Raw genomic sequence first — 15,979 nt, forward strand, 5'->3', positions numbered from 1 at the left:
GCGTCACAGCCGCGGCGAGCTGAGCCGGACGAACGGCACGCGCGCCGCGACCTGCTCGAGCGTGCCGGGCCGGTCGAGGTCCAGCCCGAGAGCCCGCGCGAGCATCCGCGCGCGCCAGGGGTGCAGGCGCCGGTAGCGCTCGAGCAAGCGCGTCCCTTCCGGGGCGTCGAGCAGCTCGGCGCGCCCGCGCACACCGACGGCGTGGCGCCACCACAGCCGCACGCGGGGGTCGGCGACGAGGTTGCGGTACCACTGCGAGCCCGGCCCGTAGCCGGCCGCCACCACCACCGCGCCGGGCTCCCGGAGCACGACCGTGAGCACCACGTAGCGTCGCCGTCGCGTGCGCCGCCCGAGGTGCTCGACCAGCACGTACGGGCTCAGGAGCGGGCCGAGCCCGGCGCGCAGGAGCGGGATGGGCGCCCGGGCCAGCCAACGAGGGATGCGAGCCACGCCGCCCATGGTGCCGCCCCGGGGGCGGGGCGGCACCGGATGGGTCAGAACCGCGCGTTGACCGCCTCGCCGTGCGCGGGCAGGTCCTCGGAGGCGGCGAGCGCCGTGAGCGGCGCGGCGACCTCCTTGAGCGCGGTCTCGCCGTACTCGATGACCTGGACGGACTTGATGTACGCCGTCACGTTGAGGCCGCTGGCGAAGCGCGCGGTTCCGCCGGTGGGCAGCACGTGGTTGGACCCGGCGAGGTAGTCGCCCAGCGGCACCGGGGAGTACGGGCCGACGAAGATCGCGCCGGCGTTGCGGATCCGGTCGGCCACCGCGGCGGAGTTCTCGGTCTGGACCTCGAGGTGCTCGGCACCGTAGGCGTCGGTCACGGCCACCGCCTGGTCCAGGTCCGCGACCAGCACCGTGCCGGACTGCGGGCCGGACAGCGCGGTGCGCACCCGCTCGGCGTGCTTGGTGGCCGGCACCCGCCGCTCGATCTCGGCGTCGACGGCGTCGGCGAGCTCCGGGGAGTCGGTGATGAGCACCGAGGCGGCCGCCGGGTCGTGCTCGGCCTGGGAGATGAGGTCCACCGCGACGAACCCCGGGTCCGCCGTCGCGTCGGCGAGCACGGCGATCTCGGTGGTGCCCGCCTCGGCGTCGATGCCGACGACGCCGCGCACGGCGCGCTTGGCGGCGGCGACGTAGACGTTGCCCGGGCCGGTGACGACGTCCACCGGCGCGCACAGCTGGTCGCCGTCGAGCCCGGCGGCGGCGAGGTCGGCCCGGTCGGTGGCGGTCTCGGCGCGGGCGCCATAGGCGAACATGGCGACCGCCTGGGCGCCGCCGACGGCGTAGACCTCCTCGGCGCCCAGGAGCGCGCAGGCGGCGAGGATCACCGGGTGCGGCAGGCCGCCGAACGCCTTCTGCGGCGGGCTGGCGATGGCCAGCTGCTCCACGCCCGCGACCTGGGCGGGCACGGCGTTCATCACGACGCTGGAGGGGTAGACGGCGAGGCCGCCGGGCACGTACAGGCCGACCCGGCGCACCGGCACCCAGCGCTGGCGCACCACGCCGCCGTCGACGATCGCGGTGGTCGTCTCGCGGGGCAGCTGGGCCTCGTGGCCGGCGCGGTTGTGCGCGATGGAGAGCTCCAGCGCCTCGCGCACCGCCGGGTCGAGCTGCTCCAGCGCCCGCGCGATCGCGGCGGCCGGCACCCGCAGGTGCTCCGGCCGCACGCCGTCGAACCGCTCGCCGAGGTCGCGCAGCGCGGCCGCGCCGCGGTCCCGGACGTCGTCGATGACCGGACGGATCTGGGCCATCGCCGCCTCGACGTCGAGCGCGGCGCGGGGCAGCACGCCGGCGAGCTCGGCGGAGGACAGGGTCTGGCCACGAAGGTCGATGCGCTGGAGCATGGGGTCGATCCTAGTTGGCGCCTCGGACGGCGCCGGTGGCGGCTCGGCCGGCCCGGCGGGCCGCCGCCCCGCGCCGGGTGCTCGCCGCCCGCCTGGCAGGATCGGTTCATGACCGCTGACGACGTCCCCACGATCCCCACGCAGGGCACCATCCGGCTGGGCCAGTTCCTCAAGCTGGCGAACCTCGCCGACTCCGGCGCCCGGGCGCGCGACCTCATCGCCGACGGCGAGGTCAGCGTCGACGGCGAGGTCGAGACGCGCCGGGGCCGGCAGCTGGCGCCCGGGATGCTCGTCGAGGTGTCGCTGCCGACCGGCACCGTGGCGGCCAGGGTGGGGTGAGCTGCCCGCCGCCGTCGCGGACCGGTGGGCGGGCGCACGCGAGGCCGCGGCCTTACTCGAACGCCGGCACCCGCTCCAGCGTCGTGCCGTCGGCCAGGTGGATCGTCAGCTCGAACGCCCCGCCCCCGCTCCCGGGCCACCACGCGCCGTAGAAGCCGTTGTCGACCGTCGCCTGCACCGACTCGGGCACCACACCGGGTGGCGGCGCGTGGGGGTCGTCGGGCGATCCGAGCGGGTGGACGTCGACGCCGACGACGTCGCTGCCCACGCGCCCGTAGATCGCGGTGTACGCGCCGGCGCCGGCCCCGGCCCCGGCGGCGAGGACGGTGCCCACCTCGGTAGGTGCCAGCTCCGCCGCTCCGACGAAGCTGCCCCAGCCGGAGCTGGTGACCTGCCCGTCCAGGACCAGGCAGTGCGCCATGCCCACGGGGCTGGCCGTGACGATGAAGGTCACGTCCCCCCGTTCCTCGGCGAGGACCACCTCGCCGGTGCTCAGGCTCGATTCGCTCGAGCGGCCAGTCGCGCACGGCAGCTCGCCCAGCCGCTCCTGCAGCCGGGCGACCGGGAGCTCCTCGGGCACGGCCGTCCAGGTGGCGAAGGCGTGCTCCGGGGCGCCCCACGGCGGCAGCACGACGAGGCCGACGGCCACCGCCGCGGCCGCACCCACGAGCAGCCAGCGGCGCACCGGCCCGCGCGCGGCTGACCCGCCAGCGCCGCCGCCCCCGCGGGCGGCACCGGCGGGGCCACCGGCCCGCGCCTCGGCGAGGATGCGCTCCAGCATCACCTGCGCGGCGGGCTCCCGGCCGGTCGCCGCTCGCGGCGCGTGGGCGGGGTCGAGCACCCGGAGGTCGCGCAGGTCGGCGTCGTCGGTGCTCATGCGAGGGCTCCTTCGGTCGGGCGGGGATCGTCGAGGTGGGAGCGGAGCCGGCTTCGCGCCCGGCTCAGCCGCACGCTGAACGCCGACGTCGAGACGCCCAGGACCACCGCGGCCTCGGTCGGCGTCAGCCCGTCCCACGCCACCAGGGCGAGCGCCTCCTGGTCGCGGGGTCCGAGGCGGCGGAAGGCGCGGGCGAGGTCGACCCGGTGCACCACCTCCGAAGGGTCGGTGACATGCGCCGGCGGCTGGGCAGCCACCCGCACCAGCAGCGCCCGAGCCCGGCGACGCCCCCGGTGGGCGTTGGCCAGGGTCCGGTGGGCGACGGCGAAGAGCCACGGGCGCACGCCGGTCGGGTCCGCCGGGAGGTCGGCGAGACGGCGCCAGGCGACGAGGAAGACCTCGGCGACGACGTCCTCGACGCCGGCCGGGTCGCAGCGGCGTTCCACGAAGCGCACGACGTCGTCGTAGGCCTCCTCGAAGATCCTGCGGAAGACCGCCGCACCCGGCATATCGGACGACGTCATGCCGTACATCGTGGCATCGGGCGGCCGGGCGGCGGTCCCGGTCGGAGGTGGCGCGCTCATACCCCTGATATGTCCGACACTCGCACGATCCCTACAGCCGCGTCCGAGATGGCGCAGATCGTCGTTTCGCCGCTCGGGGCTCGGGGCTCGGGGCTCGGGGCTCGGGGCTCGGGGCTCGGGGCCGAGCGTCTAGGTAGACTGGTCTGTCTAGTCCAGGAGGCGCCATGACCGAAGGGCAGCACCGGGGCGCGCAGGCCCCTCCGCGGGGGCCCGCGCACGGGTCGGCCCGCGACCGGCTGCTGGCCGCCGCCGCGGAGTGCTTCTACGACCGCGGGATCACCGGCACCGGCATCGACGCGATCACGGCCGCGGCCGGCGTGGCGAAGATGAGCCTGTACAACAACTTCGCGGGCAAGGACGACCTCGTCCTGGCCTACCTGCACGCGCGGCACGAGGAGTGGCTGGGCCTCTACCGCCGTCGCCTCGCGGAGGCGGCGGGCCCCCGGGACCGAGTCGCCGCCGTGTTCGACGCCTATACCGACCACGCCGAGATGGCCTACCGCCACGGCTTCCGGGGCTGCGGGCTGCTCAACGCGGCGGCCGAGCTCCCCGCCGGCGCGCCCGGGCGAGAACTGGTGCGCCGGCACAAGGAAGAGGTGGAGGGGCTGCTGGCGACGCACCTCGCCGAGCTCGACGGCCTGCCGGGCGCCCGCGTCGCCGCGCTGGGCGAGCACCTGGCGTTCCTGCTCGAGGGGGCGATGGCCCGCGCCGGGCTGGAGGGCGACTCCAGCCGGCTGCACCGGGCGCGCGAGCTGGCCCTGCAGCTGGTGGACGCCGCCGGGAGCGCCCGGTGAGACACGGGACGACCTTCGGCAGCCTCTGCGTGCTGGCCGCGGCCCTGCTGTGGGGCACGACGGGCACCGCGGCGGCGCTGGCCCCCGGCGTCGGACCGCTCGCCGTCGGGGCGGCGGCGATGGGCGTCGGCGGACTGCTGCAGGCGGCGGCCGCGCACCGCGGCATGCGCGCCCACCGCGCCGGCCTGCTCGCCCAGTGGCGCACCCTGGCGGTCTCCGCCGCCGCGGTGGCGGTGTACCCGCTGGCCTTCTACACCTCCATGCGCCTGGCCGGGGTCGCGGTGGGCACGGTGGTCTCCATCGGGTCGGCGCCGGTGGCGGCCGCCCTGGTCGAGCGCATCGTGGACCGCCAGCCGCTCTCGCACCGGTGGGCGCTCGGCGCCGCGGCCGGCCTTCTGGGCGTGCTGACGCTGGCCGTCGCCCGCGCCGTCGACGCCGGGCCGGCGCCCGGTCCCGGCACCGCCGCCGGCACCCATCCGGCGCTCGGCATCGCGCTGGGCCTGGCGGCCGGCCTCACCTACGCGCTGTACTCCTGGGGCGCCGCGCGGCTCATGCGCCGCGGGCTGCCCTCCCGCCCGGTGATGGGCGCGATCTTCGGGCTCGGCGGCGTGCTGTTGCTGCCGGTCCTGCTGCTCACCGGCGGGCCGATCGTCGCGGCCGGGCCCCACGTCGCCGCCGTCGCCTACCTCGCCGTCGTGCCCATGTTCCTCGGCTACGTGCTGTTCGGCCGGGGCCTGGGCACCGTCGCCGCGAGCACCGCCACCGCCCTGTCCCTGCTCGAGCCCGCCGTCGCCGCCGCCCTGGCCGTCCTCGTCCTGCACGAACGGCTCCCGGCCCTGGGCTGGGCGGGCATGGGCATCTTGCTGGCCGGCCTGGTGGTGCTCACCGCGCCGCCGCGCGCCCCGCGGCTCAGTGCACGAGGCAGCTGGGGCCGAGCAGCGCCTTGAGGTCGCCGAACAGCGCCGAGCTGGGTGCCACGCGCAGGTTGTCCGCCAGCTTCATGACCGTCGCCCGCCCGGGGCTGGTCAGGCGCAGGCGCACCTCCGACGGCCCCGGGTGGTTGGTGAGGATGCCGCGCAGCTGCTCGACCACCGGGCCGGTGCACCGGTTCGCCGCCAGCGTCAGGCTCACCGGCCCGTCCTCGGCGTCGGAGACGTCGGGCAGGGTCATCTCCTGGGCGTAGATCGTCGGGATGTCGTCGCGGCGGTTGAGCCGCCCGCGCACCGTGACGATCGTGTCCTCCGCCAGGGCGGTGGAGACGGTGGCGAAGGTCTGCGGGAAGAACAGCACCTCGATCGAGCCGGTCATGTCCTCGACCGAGGCGATGGCCCACGGGTTGCCGTTCTTGGTCATCTTCCGCTGCAGGGAGGTGACCAGGCCCGCGATGTGCACGCTGGACCCGTCCGGCTTCGCGTCGTCCTCGAGCAGCGACGTCACCTGGGTGTCGGCCGCCCGCTGCAGGACGTGCTCGAGCCCGGCGAGGGGGTGGTCGGAGACGTACAGCCCGAGCATCTGCCGCTCGAAGGCGAGCTTCTGCTTCTTGTCCCACTCGGGCAGGTCCGGGATCTCCACGGTGAAGCCGGCGCCGGCCGCGCCGTCGTCGCCGCCGAGGGCGGCGAAGAGGTCGAACTGGCCCACGGCCTCGTTGCGCTTGACGTCGACGACGGCGTCGACCGCCTCCTCGTGCCGGGCCACCAGCGCCCGGCGGGTGTGGCCGAGGGTGTCGAACGCGCCGGCCTTGATGAGGGACTCGATGGTGCGCTTGTTGCACACCACCACCGGCACCTTGTCGAGAAAGTCGTTGAAGGAGGCGTAGGCGCCCTTCTCCTCGCGTGCCTCGATGATCGCCTGCACGACGTTGGCGCCGACGTTGCGGATGCCGGCCAGGCCGAAGCGGATCTCGTCGCCCACCGGGGTGAAGTTCGCCGCGGAGGTGTTGACGTCCGGCGGGAGCACGGTGATGCCCATGTGGCGGCACTCCGCCAGGTACATCCCGAGCTTGTCCTTGTTGTCCTGCGTCGAGGTGAGCAGGGCGGCCATGTACTCGACCGGGTAGTTCGCCTTGAGGTAGGCGGTCCAGTAGGACACCACGCCGTAGGCGGCCGAGTGCGCCTTGTTGAAGGCGTAGTCGGAGAACGGCAGCAGGATGTCCCAGAGGGTCTTGACGGCGGCCTTGGAGAAGCCGCGCTCGAGCATGCCCGCCTCGAAGCCGGCGAACTGCTTGTCCAGCTCCGCCTTCTTCTTCTTGCCCATCGCGCGGCGCAGCAGGTCGGCCTGGCCGAGCGTGAACCCGGCGACCTTCTGCGCGATGGCCATGACCTGCTCCTGGTAGACGATCAGGCCGTAGGTCGTGCCCAGGATGTCCTTGAGCGGCTCCTCGAGCTCGGGGTGGATCGGCTCGATCTTCTGCTGGCCGTTCTTGCGCAGCGCGTAGTTCGTGTGGGAGTTGGCGCCCATCGGGCCCGGGCGGTACAGGGCGCCGACGGCGGAGATGTCCTCGAAGTTGTCCGGGCGCATCAGTCGCAGCAGGGTGCGCATGCCGCCGCCATCGAGCTGGAACACCCCGAGGGTCTCCCCGCGCGAGAGCAGCTCGTACGTCTTGCGGTCGTCCAGGCCGAGGCGCTCGAGGTCCGGCGCCTCCTTGCCGTTGAAGGCGATGTTCTCCAGCGCGTCGCCGAGGACGGTGAGGTTGCGCAGGCCCAGGAAGTCCATCTTGAGCAGGCCGAGGCCCTCGCAGGTCGGGTAGTCGAACTGCGTGATGATCGCGCCGTCCTGGGGGCGGCGCATGATCGGGATGATGTCGATCAGCGGGTGCGAGGACATGATGACGGCGCAGGCGTGCACGCCCCACTGCCGCTTGATGCCCTCCAGGCCCTGCGCCGTCGCGACGATCTTCTGGGCCTCGGGGTCGGCGTTGTAGACCTGCCGGAACTCCTCGGCCTCGGCGTAGCGCTTGTCGCTGGGGTCGAAGATCCCGTGCAGGGTGATGTCCTTGCCCATCACCGACGGCGGCATCGCCTTGGTGAGCTTCTCCCCCATCGCGTAGGGGTAGCCCAGCACCCGGGAGGAGTCCTTCAGGGCCTGCTTGGCCTTGATGGTGCCGTAGGTGACCACCTGGGCGACGCGGTCGTCGCCGTACTTCTTGGTGACGTAGTCGATGACCTCCCCGCGCCGGCGCTCGTCGAAGTCGACGTCGAAGTCGGGCATGGACACGCGGTCGGGGTTGAGGAAGCGCTCGAAGATCAGCCCGTGGTTGAGCGGGTTGAGGTCGGTGATGCGCATGGCGTAGGCGACCATCGACCCGGCGCCGGAGCCACGGCCCGGCCCCACGCGGATGCCCTGGGACTTGGCCCACTTGATGTAGTCGGCGACGACGAGGAAGTACCCCGGGAAGCCCATCTGGGTGATGATCCCGACCTCGTACTCGGCCTGCTTGCGCACGTCGTCGGGGATGCCGTTCGGGAACCGGTAGTGCAGCCCGCGCTCGACCTCCTTGACGAACCAGGATTGCTCGTCCTCCCCCGGCGGGACCTCGAAGACCGGCATGTAGTTCGCGCCGTCCTTCGTGGTGCGGAACTGCACGTCGCACTGCTCGGCCACGAGGAGGGTGTTGTCGCACGCGTCCGGGTGGTCGCGCCAGACCTCGCGCATCTCGGCGGCCGAGCGCACGTAGTAGGTGTCGCCGGTGAACTTGAACCGGTTGGGGTCGGCGAGCACGGAGCCGGAGTTGATGCACAGCAGCGCGTCGTGGGTGCTGTGGTCCTCGGCCTTGACGTAGTGCGAGTCGTTGGTGGCCAGCAGCGGGGCGCCGATGTCCTGGGACAGGCGCAGCAGGTCGGGGATCACCCGGGACTCGATGTCGAGCCCGTGCTGCATGAGCTCGACGTAGAAGTTCTCCTTGCCGAAGATGTCCTGGAACTCCCCGGCGGCGCGGCGCGCCTCGTCGTACTGGCCCAGCCGGATGCGGGTCTGCACCTCGCCCGAGGGGCACCCGGTGGTGGCGATGAGCCCGTTGCCGTAGGTGGTGAGCAGCTCGCGGTCCATGCGGGGGGCCTTGCCCATCTGCCCGTCCAGCGAGGCCAGGGACGCCATGCGGAACAGGTTGTGCATGCCCTCGGTGGTGCGGGCGAGCAGCGTCATGTGCGTGTAGGAGCCGCGCGCCGAGACGTCGTCGTCGGTCTGGGAGTCGTCGCCCCAGCGCACGCGGGTCTTGTCGGCGCGGGCGGTGCCGGGGGTCAGGTACGCCTCGACCCCGACGATGGGCTTGACGCCGGCGCTCGTGGCCTTGGACCAGAAGTCGTAGGCGCCGAACATGTAGCCGTGGTCGGTCATGGCGATGGCCTTCTGCCCGAGCCGGTTGACCTCCGCGAACAGCGGGTCCAGCTTGGCGGCACCGTCGAGCATCGAGTACTCGGTGTGCACGTGGAGGTGGACGAAGTCTGCTGATCCTCCGGCTGCCATGCGGGCCAGTCTAGGTGGCCCCGGTGACATGCCCGGGCGACCCGCTGGCGTGTCCGGGGAGGGGCGCGCCACACGGGGTGGGACGCCCCGGGCGCGCCGCCCGCCGGGCCGTCAGCCGGTGATGCGGTGTGCCATGTCCCGGTGCCAGATGCCGGCGTCGAGGTAGCGCTCCCCGGGCAGCAGCTCGTAGCCCAGCCGCCGGTAGAAGCCCAGGGCGTGCTCCTGCGCGGACAGCTCGACGGTCACGGCCAGCGCGTCGGCGCCGTCGACCACGGCGTGCTCGGCCAGGGCCAGAGCCTCGATCCCGACGACCAGGCGCGCCCCGGCGCCCCGGCCGCGCGCGGCGGCCCGCACCGCGAGCCGCCCCAGGTGCACCTCGCCGGGGTGGGCGGGGTCGCTGAGCAGCCGGCCGGTCCCGAGCACCGCCCCGGACGCGTCCACGGCGAGCACGTGGGTGGTCGAGGCCGCGGTGTCGAGCGCGTCGATCTCCTCCTCGACGGGCACCTGCTGCTCCTCGACGAAGACCTCCAGCCGCACCTGCCAGGCCTGCTCGAGCTGGGCGCGGGTGGTCACGCGGACGACGGCGATCCCGCCCGCCGCGCCGTCGTCGAGCACCGCGCCGTCGTCGAGCACCCTACCGCCGTCGAGCGCCCCACCGCCGTCGAGCAGCGCGCGGTCGTCCCCCGTCGGCCGGTCTCCGCTCACCGGTAGCCCCCTTCGCGCATCATCTCCAGCGCCCGCTCCAGGTCCTCCGGGTAGGGGCTGGCCACCTCCAGCCACCGCCCGGTCGTGGGGTGCTCGAAGCCCAGGCGGACCGCGTGCAGCCACTGGCGCGAGAGCCCGAGCCGCTCGGCCAGGCGCGGGTCGGCGCCGTAGGTGACGTCGCCCAGGCACGGGTGGCGCACCGCGGCCATGTGCACCCGGATCTGGTGGGTGCGCCCGGTCTCCAGGTGTACCTCGAGCAGCGACGCGCCGGGCATCGCCTCGACGGTCTCGTAGTGGGTGACCGAGTCCTTGCCGCCGGCGACGACGGCCATCTTGTAGTCGTGGGTGGGGTGGCGCCCGATGGGCGCGTCGATGGTGCCCGTGGAGGGGTCGGGGTGGCCCTGCACGAGCGCGTGGTAGACCTTGTCCACCGTGCGCTCCTTGAACGCCCGCTTGAGCACGGTGTAGGCCCGCTCGGACTTGGCCACCACCATCAGCCCCGAGGTGCCCACGTCGAGGCGGTGGACCACGCCCTGGCGCTCGGCCGCCCCGGAGGTGGAGATGCGGTGGCCGGCGGCGGCCAGCGCCCCGACCACGGTCGGCCCGCCCCAGCCCGGGCTGGGGTGGGCGGCCACGCCCACCGGCTTGTCGACGACGACGACGTCGTCGTCCTCGTAGACGATGCCCATCCCCGGCACGGGCTCCGGGGCCGCGGCGGCGGGTGCGGCGACGTCGGGGAGGGTGACCTCGAGCCAGGCGTCGGCCACGAGCCGGTCGGACTTGCCCAGCTGCCGCCCGTCGAGCGTGACGTGCCCGGCCGCCGCGAGCTCGGCCGCCCGGGTGCGCGAGAGGCCGAGCAGGCGCGCCAGGGCGGCGTCGACCCGCTCCCCCGCCAGCCCGTCGGGCACCGGCAGCGACCGGACCTCAGGCACGGGCGCTCCCCCCGGGCGCCTCGGTGCCGGTGCCGGAGGGCAGGTCCTCGTCGGCCGCGGGGCCGTCGGCCCGGCCGTGCGCCCGGCTGCCGTCGACCTCGCGGCCGAGCACGGCCAGCAGCGCGACCGCGACGGCCGCCCCGACGATGGCGATGTCGGCGACGTTGCCGACGAAGTAGCCGGCGTAGTTGATGAAGTCGACCACGTGCCCGACGGCGAGGCCGGGCTCGCGGAAGAGCCGGTCGTAGAGGTTGCCCAGGCAGCCGCCCAGCAGCAGGCCCAGGGCCAGCGCCCACCCGAGGGAGCCCAGCCGCCGGGAGATGCGGACCACGACCACCACGACGACGACGGAGACGAGGGTGAAGATCCACGTCATCCCGGTCGCCAGCGAGAACGCGGCGCCGGGGTTGTAGATGAGCTGCAGCCCGAGCAGGTCGCCGAGCAGCGGCGTGAGCGTGCCGGGCGTCAGGCGCTGCTCGGCGAGGTACTTGGTGACCTGGTCGACGGCGAAGACGACGACGGCGAGCCCGACGAGGAGGGCGAGGAGGCGCCGACGGCGCGCGGGCGCCACGGCGGGGGTCTCAGGCTGGTTGTCCATCCCGGGAAGTGTCCCACGAACGACGGCGGCGACGACCCGGTGGGTCGTCGCCGCCGTGCGTCAGCAGGACGTCAGAGCGCCTCGGCCTTGGCGCCGCCCTCGACGTTGCTCAGCAGCGACTCGAGGTAGCTCTTCAGGCGGGTGCGGTAGTCGCGCTCGAAGGTGCGCAGCTCGTCGATCTTGCGCTCGAGGAGCGAGCGCTCCTGCTCGAGCTGGGTGAGGGTCCGGTTGTGCTGGTCCTCGGCCTCCTTGATGATCCGCTGGCCCTCGATCTGGGCCTCGGAGATGATCCGGTCGCCCTCTTCCTTGCCGTTGCGCACGTACTCGTCGTGCAGGCGCTGGGCCAGGGCGAGCATCCCGGTGGCGGACTCGGGCTCGGTCGCACCCGCCGCGGCGGGCGCCGGTGCGGGGGCGGCCTGCGGCTGGGGCGCCGGCTGGGCCTGGGGGGCGGGACGGGCGGGGGCCTCGGTGCCCTCGCCGCGGCTCAGCTCGGCAACACGACGCTCAGCGGCGGCCAGCTTGGCCTTGAGCTCCTCGTTCTCGCCGGTCACCACCCGCAGCGTGTTGACCACCTCGTCGAGAAAGTCGTCGACCTCGTCCTGGTCGTAGCCCTCACGGAACTTGGTGGGCTGGAACTTCTTGTTGAGGACGTCGTCTGCCGTGAGCAGCGCCATGAGTCGTCACCTCGGTGTCGTGTCGTTCGGTCGTGAGCCCTGGTCCCCACTCACGGAACAAACCGTAGCGGACCATCGGCGGCGGGTGTCGGCTGAGGGTATCAGTCAGCTCGCCGCGAGAACCGCCGCGATGTTCCTCAGGAACGACACGGCGATGAAGAGGATGAGGAAACCCAGGTCGATGGAGATCTGCCCGATGCGCAGCGGCGGGATGAGGCGCCGCAGGAAGCGCAGGGGCGGGTCGGTCAGCGAGTAGATGACGTTGGCGATCACGAGCACGACGCCGGTGGGCCGCCAGCTACGCGCGAAGACCTGGATCCAGTCGAAGACCAGCCTCGCCACGAGGACGAGCATGTACAGCAGAAGAAGGAAAGCAAGAATCTCGAAGAAGATGCTCACACAACTCAGCTCTGGTTGAAGAAGCGGCCGGGGATCCGCTCGTCGGCACGGTCGGACTCAACCTCAACGGTGGCTGGCGACAGGAGGAACACCCGGTTGGTCACCCGCTCGATCGCGCCGTGCAGCCCGAAGACGAGCCCCGCCGCGAAGTCGACCATCCGCTTGGCCTCGCTCTCGCTCATGCCGGTGAGGTTCATGATGACCGGCGTGCCCTCCCGGAAGGCCTCCCCGATCACCCGCGCCTCATTGTAGGTGGCGGGGTGCACGGTGACGATGCGTCGCAGGTCCTCCACGGCGGCCGGCTCCTCGGTGTGCAGCGACACGGCGCGCGAGATGGGGGTGACCTCGGCGCGGTGCTCGGCGCGCTCGGTGACCTCGGTCCGCACGTCGTCCTCCTCGCGGTAGGCCTCCGCTTCGGGGCCGTCCTCGTACAGCTCGTCCTCCGGCTCGGCCAGGGAGAGGTACTCCATCATCTTGCGCATGGTTCCGGCCATCGCTGCTCCTCGTCGCTCATCCCGGCAGGACGTCGGGTCACGCCGTACCGCTCGTTCCGACGCTAGACCAGCGCCGTCGGCCGCACGGGCACGTGCGACGGCGTGTCGCGGCACACCGGCCGGCGAGGCGGACCGCCCGGCGCCCGGACGCCCGGACGCGCGGACCCCGCCGCGCGCGGCGCTCAGGCGGCGGTGCGGACCACCCCGGCGAAGCGGCCCGTGGGACCGGCCCCGTGCTCGCCGGCGCGGCGGTAGGAGTAGAAGCGAGCGTCCTCGCGGGTGCACGCCTGGACGTGGTGGACCCGGGTGACGCCGCGGGCGGCCAGCTGACCGAGCACGCCGGCCGGCAGGTCCAGGGCCGGGGTGCCCCACGCCGTGGTGGCGGCGGTGCCGGGCACCTGCGCGGCCACCTCCTCGCGGAGGGCGGCGGGCACCTCGTAGCAGCGCCCGCAGATGCTCGGCCCGACGGCGGCGTGCAGGCCCGCGGGCGGGACGCCGAGCTCGGCGAGGCGGTCGAGCGCGGCGGGCAGCACCCCGCGCACCAGCCCTTGGCGCCCGACGTGGACGGCCGCCACGGCGGACCCGTCGGCGGCGGCGAGCAGGACCGGCACGCAGTCGGCGACGAGCACCCCGGCGGCCACCGGCCCGGCGGACCCGGCGAGGGCGACGAGCCCGTCGCACTCCCCCTCGCTGCGCGGGTCCGGCGCGCCGTCGAGCACGCGGACGGCGGCGCCGTGCACCTGGTCCATCCAGCCCACCGGCGCCCCGAGGGCGGCGGCGACCCGGTCCCGGTTGGCGAGCACGGCGGCGGGGTCGTCGCCCACGCGCAGCCCGAGGTTGAGCCCGCCGCCGGTCCCGCCGGCGTACGGCCCGCCGGAGACGCCGCCGGCGCGCGCGGTGAAGCCACCGCGCGCGCCGGGACCGAGGTCGGCGGGGAGGAGCTGCACGAGGTCCTCCGCCGGGCTCACTTGAGGAAGTCGGGGATGTCCAGGTCCTCGTCGCGCCGGCGGACCGGCTCCTCGTCGAAGACCCGCGGCACCTCGAAGGAGCGGCTGCGCTGGAACTCGCCGTCGCCGATGAAGGCCGGGACCTGCTCCCCGGACGTGGCGCCGGCGGGCGAGGGCGCGACGACGGTGGGCTCCTCGACCACCGGGACGGCGCGGTGGGCCGGCTCGACCGGCTCGGGGCTGGGCGCGCTGGGCGTGACCGCGGCGGGGGCGAGCACCTGCGGCGGGGCGACCTGGGCGCGGCCGCCGAGCTTCGCCGACGCGCCGGCGGGGCCGCTGCCGTCGTCGAAGCCGGCGGCGATGACGGTGACGCGCACCTCGTCGCCCAGGGCGTCGTCGATGACCGCACCGAAGATGATGTTCGCCTCGGGGTGGGCGGCCTCCTGCACCAACCGGGCCGCCTCGTGGATCTCGAACAGGCCGAGGTCCGAGCCACCCTGGATGGACAGCAGCACGCCGTGGGCGCCGTCGATGCTCGCCTCGAGCAGCGGCGAGGAGATCGCCAGCTCCGAGGCTTGCACCGCGCGGTCCTCCCCGCGGGCCGAGCCGATACCCATGAGGGCGCTGCCGGCGCCCTGCATGACCGACTTGACGTCGGCGAAGTCGAGGTTGATCAGGCCGGGGGTGGTGATGAGGTCGGTGATGCCCTGGACGCCGGAGAGGAGCACCTGGTCGGCCGACTTGAAGGCGTCGAGCACCGACACGCTGCGGTCGCTGATGGAGAGCAGGCGGTCGTTCGGGATGACGATGAGGGTGTCGACCTCGGCGCGCAGCGCCTCGATGCCGGACTCAGCCTGCACGCCGCGCCGCCGGCCCTCGAACGTGAAGGGGCGGGTGACCACGCCGATGGTCAGGGCGCCGAGGGAGCGGGCGATGCGGGCCACGACCGGCGCGCCGCCGGTGCCGGTGCCGCCGCCCTCGCCGGCGGTGACGAAGACCATGTCGGCCCCGCGCAGGACCTCCTCGATCTCCTCCGCGTGGTCCTCGGCGGCCTTCTTGCCGACCTCGGGGTCGGCGCCGGCGCCGAGGCCGCGGGTGAGCTCGCGGCCGACGTCGAGCTTGACGTCGGCGTCGGACATGAGGAGGGCCTGGGCGTCGGTGTTGACGGCGATGAACTCGACGCCCTTCAGACCGACCTCGATCATCCGGTTGACGGCGTTCACGCCGCCACCGCCGATGCCCACCACCTTGATCACTGCCAGGTAGTTCTGCGGTGCCGCCACGTCGGTCCCTCTCGTCGTCTTTCCCGAGCCCAACCCTCAACCTCTACTTCAGGGTTAGACTTATGTCATTTGGTGCCCACCCAGGACGCTAGGTGCCCGGCTGGGACGGGGCAATCACCGCGCCAGGTGTGTCGCGCGCCGTGTGGCGCGCGCCTCTCCCGGTGCCCGGCCGCCCGGTCAGGCGGTGGTCGGCGAGCGAGGCACGCTCACGTCGTACACGCCCGCCGGCTGCTGGCGCAGCACGCGCAGCACCTCGGTCTTGAGCGCGTTCTCCTCCGCGCTCCCCCACCGCACGGCGGCGCCGTCGTCGAGGGTGAGGGTGACCTGCGCGGTGCCGGTGGCCCCGGCCTGCGCCACCTGCCCGAGGAGGTCCGGCGGCAGGGCCGCGAGCACGCCCAGCACGGCGCGCAGCGCGGGGGCCGTCTCGGCGCTGTCCCCCAGCGGCACGGTCACCTCGGGCAGCCCCTCGGGCACCTCGCCCACGGACCCCACCCGCACGCCGTCGCCGTCGACCAGGGCCCAGCCGCCCTCGGGCGCCGGCGCGGCGGCCACCGGCTCGCGCGCGGTGACCCGCACGGTCAGGCCGTGCGGCCAGGCCCGGACCACCTCGGCGTGCTCGACCTCGACGACCCGCCCCAGCCGCTCGGCGAGCCCGGCCGCGCGCACCCGCAGCAGCGGCGTGCCGACCGCGGGGGCGAGGACGTCGCGGACCTCGGCCTCGTCGACCGTGGTGCCGGTGACGCGCAGGTCGACGGCGTCGGTGCGCAGGGCGAACAGCGGGGAGACCAGCAGGGCCCAGGCCACGGCGCCGAGCACGACGACGACGCCGGCCGCCACCGCCAGGCGGACGCGGCGCAGCCGCCGGGCCGCCGCATCGCGCTCGGCGAGGCGGGCGGACAGCCCGGTCACCGCCCGGCCCAGGCCGTTGCCGGTGCCGACCGGTCGGGCGCCGGGCTCGACCCGGGCGGCGGTGGGGCGCGCGGCGGGCGCGCCGGGCGCGGGCTGGCGTGCGGCGGGCGCGCCGGGCGCGGGCTGGGGAGGCGCC

The 15,979-nt window shown here is 74.3% G+C and carries 17 protein-coding genes; 3 read left to right on the forward strand and 14 right to left on the reverse strand.

Annotation, left to right across the window (positions count from 1 at the left end):
* Positions 1 to 3 precede the first annotated feature (3 nt).
* Together GD880_RS18530 and hisD are read right to left on the reverse strand one after the other, a co-directional pair.
* Positions 4 to 450 (reverse strand): nitroreductase family deazaflavin-dependent oxidoreductase, encoded by a 447-nt coding sequence (locus tag GD880_RS18530; RefSeq protein WP_226909816.1) that lies wholly within the window; start codon positions 448 to 450, stop codon positions 4 to 6.
* 44 nt (positions 451 to 494) lie between these two features.
* Complete coding sequence (gene hisD / locus GD880_RS18535) at positions 495 to 1,847, reverse strand: histidinol dehydrogenase (protein ID WP_152233089.1); 1,353 nt, start codon at positions 1,845 to 1,847, stop codon at positions 495 to 497.
* A 108-nt stretch (positions 1,848 to 1,955) separates the two neighbouring features.
* On the opposite strand from hisD, the gene GD880_RS18540 reads away from it, so the two are divergent.
* On the forward strand, positions 1,956 to 2,186 hold the full coding sequence (locus GD880_RS18540) for an RNA-binding S4 domain-containing protein (protein WP_152233090.1): 231 nt from the start codon (positions 1,956 to 1,958) through the stop codon (positions 2,184 to 2,186).
* A 52-nt stretch (positions 2,187 to 2,238) separates the two neighbouring features.
* Here the strand turns inward: GD880_RS18540 and GD880_RS18545 are convergent, their stop codons facing one another.
* Both GD880_RS18545 and GD880_RS18550 read right to left on the reverse strand, forming a co-directional pair.
* Entirely contained in the window at positions 2,239 to 3,063 is an 825-nt protein-coding gene (locus GD880_RS18545; protein ID WP_152233091.1) for a hypothetical protein, read from the reverse strand.
* The gene (locus tag GD880_RS18550) at positions 3,060 to 3,587 is read right to left on the reverse strand and encodes an RNA polymerase sigma factor (protein ID WP_152233092.1); all 528 of its coding nucleotides are present in this window, start codon (positions 3,585 to 3,587) and stop codon (positions 3,060 to 3,062) included. Before GD880_RS18550 ends, GD880_RS18545 begins: the two co-directional genes overlap by 4 nt.
* Before the next feature lie 224 nt (positions 3,588 to 3,811).
* Here GD880_RS18550 and GD880_RS18555 point away from each other — a divergent pair, with 224 nt between their 5' ends.
* Together GD880_RS18555 and GD880_RS18560 are read left to right on the forward strand one after the other, a co-directional pair.
* Positions 3,812 to 4,441, forward strand: coding sequence for a TetR/AcrR family transcriptional regulator (locus GD880_RS18555; RefSeq protein ID WP_152233093.1), 630 nt, complete (start codon positions 3,812 to 3,814; stop codon positions 4,439 to 4,441).
* Positions 4,438 to 5,388 carry a DMT family transporter gene (locus GD880_RS18560; RefSeq protein ID WP_226909817.1) on the forward strand — a complete coding sequence of 317 codons (951 nt, stop codon included), beginning with the start codon at positions 4,438 to 4,440 and terminating at the stop codon, positions 5,386 to 5,388. The genes GD880_RS18555 and GD880_RS18560 overlap by 4 nt, the downstream gene beginning before the upstream one ends.
* Here GD880_RS18560 and dnaE read toward each other — a convergent pair.
* From dnaE to GD880_RS18610, 10 genes are all read right to left on the reverse strand, one after another.
* The gene (dnaE, locus tag GD880_RS18565) at positions 5,351 to 8,902 is read right to left on the reverse strand and encodes a DNA polymerase III subunit alpha (protein WP_152233094.1); all 3,552 of its coding nucleotides are present in this window, start codon (positions 8,900 to 8,902) and stop codon (positions 5,351 to 5,353) included. The two genes, GD880_RS18560 and dnaE, sit on opposite strands and share 38 nt — an antisense overlap.
* A 111-nt stretch (positions 8,903 to 9,013) precedes the next feature.
* Positions 9,014 to 9,607: a GNAT family N-acetyltransferase gene (locus tag GD880_RS18570; RefSeq protein WP_226909818.1), complete on the reverse strand. Its 594-nt coding sequence runs from the start codon at positions 9,605 to 9,607 to the stop codon at positions 9,014 to 9,016.
* Positions 9,604 to 10,539 (reverse strand): RluA family pseudouridine synthase, encoded by a 936-nt coding sequence (locus tag GD880_RS18575; protein WP_152233095.1) that lies wholly within the window; start codon positions 10,537 to 10,539, stop codon positions 9,604 to 9,606. Before GD880_RS18575 ends, GD880_RS18570 begins: the two co-directional genes overlap by 4 nt.
* Entirely contained in the window at positions 10,532 to 11,137 is a 606-nt protein-coding gene (gene lspA, locus GD880_RS18580) for a signal peptidase II (RefSeq protein WP_152233096.1), read from the reverse strand. The genes GD880_RS18575 and lspA overlap by 8 nt, the downstream gene beginning before the upstream one ends.
* Before the next feature lie 71 nt (positions 11,138 to 11,208).
* Positions 11,209 to 11,811: a DivIVA domain-containing protein gene (locus GD880_RS18585; protein ID WP_152233097.1), complete on the reverse strand. Its 603-nt coding sequence runs from the start codon at positions 11,809 to 11,811 to the stop codon at positions 11,209 to 11,211.
* 105 nt (positions 11,812 to 11,916) lie between these two features.
* Positions 11,917 to 12,210 (reverse strand): YggT family protein, encoded by a 294-nt coding sequence (locus GD880_RS18590; RefSeq protein ID WP_152203321.1) that lies wholly within the window; start codon positions 12,208 to 12,210, stop codon positions 11,917 to 11,919.
* Positions 12,211 to 12,215: 5 nt separating this feature from the next.
* The gene (locus GD880_RS18595; protein ID WP_152233098.1) at positions 12,216 to 12,704 is read right to left on the reverse strand and encodes a cell division protein SepF; all 489 of its coding nucleotides are present in this window, start codon (positions 12,702 to 12,704) and stop codon (positions 12,216 to 12,218) included.
* A gap of 182 nt (positions 12,705 to 12,886) precedes the next feature.
* Positions 12,887 to 13,651: a polyphenol oxidase family protein gene (locus tag GD880_RS18600; RefSeq protein WP_152233109.1), complete on the reverse strand. Its 765-nt coding sequence runs from the start codon at positions 13,649 to 13,651 to the stop codon at positions 12,887 to 12,889.
* 17 nt (positions 13,652 to 13,668) lie between these two features.
* Positions 13,669 to 14,934 (reverse strand): cell division protein FtsZ, encoded by a 1,266-nt coding sequence (ftsZ, locus tag GD880_RS18605; protein WP_152233099.1) that lies wholly within the window; start codon positions 14,932 to 14,934, stop codon positions 13,669 to 13,671.
* Between the two features lie 177 nt (positions 14,935 to 15,111).
* A partial coding sequence (locus GD880_RS18610) for a cell division protein FtsQ/DivIB (RefSeq protein WP_152233100.1) occupies positions 15,112 to 15,979 on the reverse strand: 868 nt, incomplete at its 5' end.

This window comes from Georgenia ruanii (genome assembly GCF_009193175.1).
In the GTDB taxonomy this organism is placed as follows: domain Bacteria; phylum Actinomycetota; class Actinomycetes; order Actinomycetales; family Actinomycetaceae; genus Georgenia; species Georgenia ruanii.

What these genes read in the sequence shown, in the direction of transcription:
- hisD (WP_152233089.1), bottom strand. Translation starts at nt 1,847, where the DNA reads ATGCTCCAGCGCATCGACCTTCGTGGCCAGACCCTGTCCTCCGCCGAG.
- GD880_RS18540 (WP_152233090.1), top strand. Translation starts at nt 1,956, where the DNA reads ATGACCGCTGACGACGTCCCCACGATCCCCACGCAGGGCACCATCCGG.
- GD880_RS18545 (WP_152233091.1), bottom strand. Translation starts at nt 3,063, where the DNA reads ATGAGCACCGACGACGCCGACCTGCGCGACCTCCGGGTGCTCGACCCC.
- GD880_RS18550 (WP_152233092.1), bottom strand. Translation starts at nt 3,587, where the DNA reads ATGACGTCGTCCGATATGCCGGGTGCGGCGGTCTTCCGCAGGATCTTC.
- GD880_RS18555 (WP_152233093.1), top strand. Translation starts at nt 3,812, where the DNA reads ATGACCGAAGGGCAGCACCGGGGCGCGCAGGCCCCTCCGCGGGGGCCC.
- dnaE (WP_152233094.1), bottom strand. Translation starts at nt 8,902, where the DNA reads ATGGCAGCCGGAGGATCAGCAGACTTCGTCCACCTCCACGTGCACACC.
- lspA (WP_152233096.1), bottom strand. Translation starts at nt 11,137, where the DNA reads ATGGACAACCAGCCTGAGACCCCCGCCGTGGCGCCCGCGCGCCGTCGG.
- GD880_RS18585 (WP_152233097.1), bottom strand. Translation starts at nt 11,811, where the DNA reads ATGGCGCTGCTCACGGCAGACGACGTCCTCAACAAGAAGTTCCAGCCC.
- GD880_RS18595 (WP_152233098.1), bottom strand. Translation starts at nt 12,704, where the DNA reads ATGGCCGGAACCATGCGCAAGATGATGGAGTACCTCTCCCTGGCCGAG.